This is a genomic window from Streptococcus mitis, from assembly GCF_946190335.1.
GTDB lineage: Bacteria > Bacillota > Bacilli > Lactobacillales > Streptococcaceae > Streptococcus > Streptococcus mitis_CH.
Map to the genome: position 1 here is coordinate 1 of NZ_CAMHZN010000009.1, position 5,034 is coordinate 5,034.

Genomic DNA, 5,034 nt, shown 5'->3' on the forward strand with positions numbered 1-5,034 from the left:
TCGCTTTCGTATTCTCAGTTACTTTGGATAAGTCCTCGAGCTATTAGTATTAGTCCGCTACATGTGTCGCCACACTTCCACTTCTAACCTATCTACCTGATCATCTCTCAGGGCTCTTACTGATATAAAATCATGGGAAATCTCATCTTGAGGTGGGTTTCACACTTAGATGCTTTCAGCGTTTATCCCTTCCCTACATAGCTACCCAGCGATGCCTTTGGCAAGACAACTGGTACACCAGCGGTAAGTCCACTCTGGTCCTCTCGTACTAGGAGCAGATCCTCTCAAATTTCCTACGCCCGCGACGGATAGGGACCGAACTGTCTCACGACGTTCTGAACCCAGCTCGCGTGCCGCTTTAATGGGCGAACAGCCCAACCCTTGGGACCGACTACAGCCCCAGGATGCGACGAGCCGACATCGAGGTGCCAAACCTCCCCGTCGATGTGAACTCTTGGGGGAGATAAGCCTGTTATCCCCAGGGTAGCTTTTATCCGTTGAGCGATGGCCCTTCCATACGGAACCACCGGATCACTAAGCCCGACTTTCGTCCCTGCTCGAGTTGTAGCTCTCGCAGTCAAGCTCCCTTATACCTTTACACTCTGCGAATGATTTCCAACCATTCTGAGGGAACCTTTGGGCGCCTCCGTTACCTTTTAGGAGGCGACCGCCCCAGTCAAACTGCCTGTCAGACACTGTCTCCGATAGGGATCACCTATCTGGGTTAGAGTGGCCATAACACAAGGGTAGTATCCCAACATCGTCTCCTTCGAAACTGGCGTCCCGATCTCATAGACTCCTACCTATCCTGTACATGTGGTACAGACACTCAATATCAAACTGCAGTAAAGCTCCATGGGGTCTTTCCGTCCTGTCGCGGGTAACCTGCATCTTCACAGGTACTAAAATTTCACCGAGTCTCTCGTTGAGACAGTGCCCAAATCATTACGCCTTTCGTGCGGGTCGGAACTTACCCGACAAGGAATTTCGCTACCTTAGGACCGTTATAGTTACGGCCGCCGTTTACTGGGGCTTCAATTCATACCTTCGCTTACGCTAAGCACTCCTCTTAACCTTCCAGCACCGGGCAGGCGTCACCCCCTATACATCATCTTACGATTTAGCAGAGAGCTGTGTTTTTGATAAACAGTTGCTTGGGCCTATTCACTGCGGCTGACTTAAAGTCAGCACCCCTTCTCCCGAAGTTACGGGGTCATTTTGCCGAGTTCCTTAACGAGAGTTCTCTCGCTCACCTGAGGCTACTCGCCTCGACTACCTGTGTCGGTTTGCGGTACGGGTAGAGTATGTTTAAACGCTAGAAGCTTTTCTTGGCAGTGTGACGTCACTAACTTCGCTACTAAACTTCGCTCCCCATCACAGCTCAATGTTACAGATATAAGCATTTGACTCATATCACACCTCACTGCTTAGACAGACACTTCCAATCGTCTGCTTTAGTTAGCCTACTGCGTCCCTCCATCACTACATACTCTAGTACAGGAATATCAACCTGTTGTCCATCGGATACACCTTTCGGTCTCTCCTTAGGTCCCGACTAACCCAGGGCGGACGAGCCTTCCCCTGGAAACCTTAGTCTTACGGTGGACAGGATTCTCACCTGTCTTTCGCTACTCATACCGGCATTCTCACTTCTATGCGTTCCAGCACTCCTCACGGTATACCTTCATCACACATAGAACGCTCTCCTACCATACCTATAAAGGTATCCACAGCTTCGGTAAATTGTTTTAGCCCCGGTACATTTTCGGCGCAGGGTCACTCGACTAGTGAGCTATTACGCACTCTTTGAATGAATAGCTGCTTCTAAGCTAACATCCTAGTTGTCTGTGCAACCCCACATCCTTTTCCACTTAACAATTATTTTGGGACCTTAGCTGGTGGTCTGGGCTGTTTCCCTTTCGACTACGGATCTTAGCACTCGCAGTCTGACTGCCGACCATAATTCATTGGCATTCGGAGTTTATCTGAGATTGGTAATCCGGGATGGACCCCTCACCCAAACAGTGCTCTACCTCCAAGAATCTCTAATGTCGACGCTAGCCCTAAAGCTATTTCGGAGAGAACCAGCTATCTCCAAGTTCGTTTGGAATTTCTCCGCTACCCACAAGTCATCCAAGCACTTTTCAACGTGCCCTGGTTCGGTCCTCCAGTGCGTCTTACCGCACCTTCAACCTGCTCATGGGTAGGTCACATGGTTTCGGGTCTACGTCATGATACTAATTCGCCCTATTCAGACTCGGTTTCCCTACGGCTCCGTCTCTTCAACTTAACCTCGCATCATAACGTAACTCGCCGGTTCATTCTACAAAAGGCACGCTCTCACCCATTAACGGGCTCGAACTTGTTGTAGGCACACGGTTTCAGGTTCTATTTCACTCCCCTCCCGGGGTGCTTTTCACCTTTCCCTCACGGTACTGGTTCACTATCGGTCACTAGGGAGTATTTAGGGTTGGGAGATGGTCCTCCCAGATTCCGACGGGATTTCACGTGTCCCGCCGTACTCAGGATACTGCTAGGTACAAAGACTATTTTAAATACGAGGCTATTACTCTCTTTGGCTGATCTTCCCAAATCATTCTTCTATAATCTTTGAGTCCACATTGCAGTCCTACAACCCCGAAGAGTAAACTCTTCGGTTTGCCCTCCTGCCGTTTCGCTCGCCGCTACTAAGGCAATCGCTTTTGCTTTCTCTTCCTGCAGCTACTTAGATGTTTCAGTTCACTGCGTCTTCCTCCTCACATCCTTAACAGATGCGGGTAACAGGTAGTACCTGTTGGGTTCCCCCATTCGGAAATCCCTGGATCATCGCTTACTTACAGCTACCCAAGGCATATCGTCGTTTGTCACGTCCTTCTTCGGCTCCTAGTGCCAAGGCATCCACCGTGCGCCCTTATTAACTTAACCTTATTTTTCTGACCTTTCAGTCATAAACTCTTATTAATACTACAGCGTTTTCGGTTTATTTTCTTGTTACTATTTGATATAGATATTCAATTTTCAATGTGCATTACTTGGTGATCTCTCACCAATGGAGCCTAGCGGGATCGAACCGCTGACCTCCTGCGTGCAAAGCAGGCGCTCTCCCAGCTGAGCTAAGGCCCCACAAGACCTCTCAAGACTAAACAAGACCAATGCGCAGTTCCTTATCCTTAGAAAGGAGGTGATCCAGCCGCACCTTCCGATACGGCTACCTTGTTACGACTTCACCCCAATCATCTATCCCACCTTAGGCGGCTGGCTCCTTACGGTTACCTCACCGACTTCGGGTGTTACAAACTCTCGTGGTGTGACGGGCGGTGTGTACAAGGCCCGGGAACGTATTCACCGCGGCGTGCTGATCCGCGATTACTAGCGATTCCGACTTCATGTAGGCGAGTTGCAGCCTACAATCCGAACTGAGACTGGCTTTAAGAGATTAGCTTGCCGTCACCGGCTTGCGACTCGTTGTACCAGCCATTGTAGCACGTGTGTAGCCCAGGTCATAAGGGGCATGATGATTTGACGTCATCCCCACCTTCCTCCGGTTTATTACCGGCAGTCTCGCTAGAGTGCCCAACTGAATGATGGCAACTAACAATAGGGGTTGCGCTCGTTGCGGGACTTAACCCAACATCTCACGACACGAGCTGACGACAACCATGCACCACCTGTCACCTCTGTCCCGAAGGAAAGCTCTATCTCTAGAGCGGTCAGAGGGATGTCAAGACCTGGTAAGGTTCTTCGCGTTGCTTCGAATTAAACCACATGCTCCACCGCTTGTGCGGGCCCCCGTCAATTCCTTTGAGTTTCAACCTTGCGGTCGTACTCCCCAGGCGGAGTGCTTAATGCGTTAGCTGCGGCACTAAACCCCGGAAAGGGTCTAACACCTAGCACTCATCGTTTACGGCGTGGACTACCAGGGTATCTAATCCTGTTTGCTCCCCACGCTTTCGAGCCTCAGCGTCAGTTACAAGCCAGAGAGCCGCTTTCGCCACCGGTGTTCCTCCATATATCTACGCATTTCACCGCTACACATGGAATTCCACTCTCCCCTCTTGCACTCAAGTTAAACAGTTTCCAAAGCGTACTATGGTTAAGCCACAGCCTTTAACTTCAGACTTATCTAACCGCCTGCGCTCGCTTTACGCCCAATAAATCCGGACAACGCTCGGGACCTACGTATTACCGCGGCTGCTGGCACGTAGTTAGCCGTCCCTTTCTGGTAAGATACCGTCACAGTGTGAACTTTCCACTCTCACACTCGTTCTTCTCTTACAACAGAGCTTTACGATCCGAAAACCTTCTTCACTCACGCGGCGTTGCTCGGTCAGACTTCCGTCCATTGCCGAAGATTCCCTACTGCTGCCTCCCGTAGGAGTCTGGGCCGTGTCTCAGTCCCAGTGTGGCCGATCACCCTCTCAGGTCGGCTATGTATCGTCGCCTTGGTGAGCCGTTACCCCACCAACTAGCTAATACAACGCAGGTCCATCTGGTAGTGATGCAATTGCACCTTTTAAGTAAATGTCATGCAACATCTACTCTTATGCGGTATTAGCTATCGTTTCCAATAGTTATCCCCCGCTACCAGGCAGGTTACCTACGCGTTACTCACCCGTTCGCAACTCATCCAGAGAAGCAAGCTCCTCCTTCAGCGTTCTACTTGCATGTATTAGGCACGCCGCCAGCGTTCGTCCTGAGCCAGGATCAAACTCTCATTAAAAGTTTGAGTTCTCACTCATTTCTGTCACTGACAGATTTATTGTTTTTTTCATTGTTCAGTACTACAACCTTAGTTGTAGTGCCCTGCACATTGGTTCGTCTTGTTCAGTTTTCAAAGGTCTTTGTCACTCACTTCTCTCAAGCGACAACTATATTAGTATATCACAGCTGCTTTTTCTTGTCAACACTTTTTTGAAACTTTTTTAATCTTTTTTCATCAAGTGTTCCATCCGCAACATACCATAGTCCGTACGGGATTCGAACCCGTGTTACCGCCGTGAAAAGGCGGTGTCTTAACCCCTTGACCAACGGACC

2 tRNA genes and 2 rRNA genes are annotated in these 5,034 nt (G+C 49.8%); all 4 read right to left on the minus strand.

The features are described 5' to 3' along the window. Positions 1 to 23: 23 nt before the first annotated feature. A 23S ribosomal RNA gene (locus N8O43_RS09565) occupies positions 24 to 2,925 on the minus strand. A gap of 125 nt (positions 2,926 to 3,050) precedes the next feature. Next, positions 3,051 to 3,123, minus strand: a tRNA-Ala gene (locus tag N8O43_RS09570). Positions 3,124 to 3,174: 51 nt separating this feature from the next. Continuing rightward, positions 3,175 to 4,720 (minus strand): 16S ribosomal RNA (locus N8O43_RS09575). The 16S and 23S rRNA genes sit together here with 2 tRNA genes alongside, the layout of an rRNA operon. A gap of 242 nt (positions 4,721 to 4,962) precedes the next feature. After that, a tRNA-Glu gene (locus N8O43_RS09580) sits at positions 4,963 to 5,034 on the minus strand.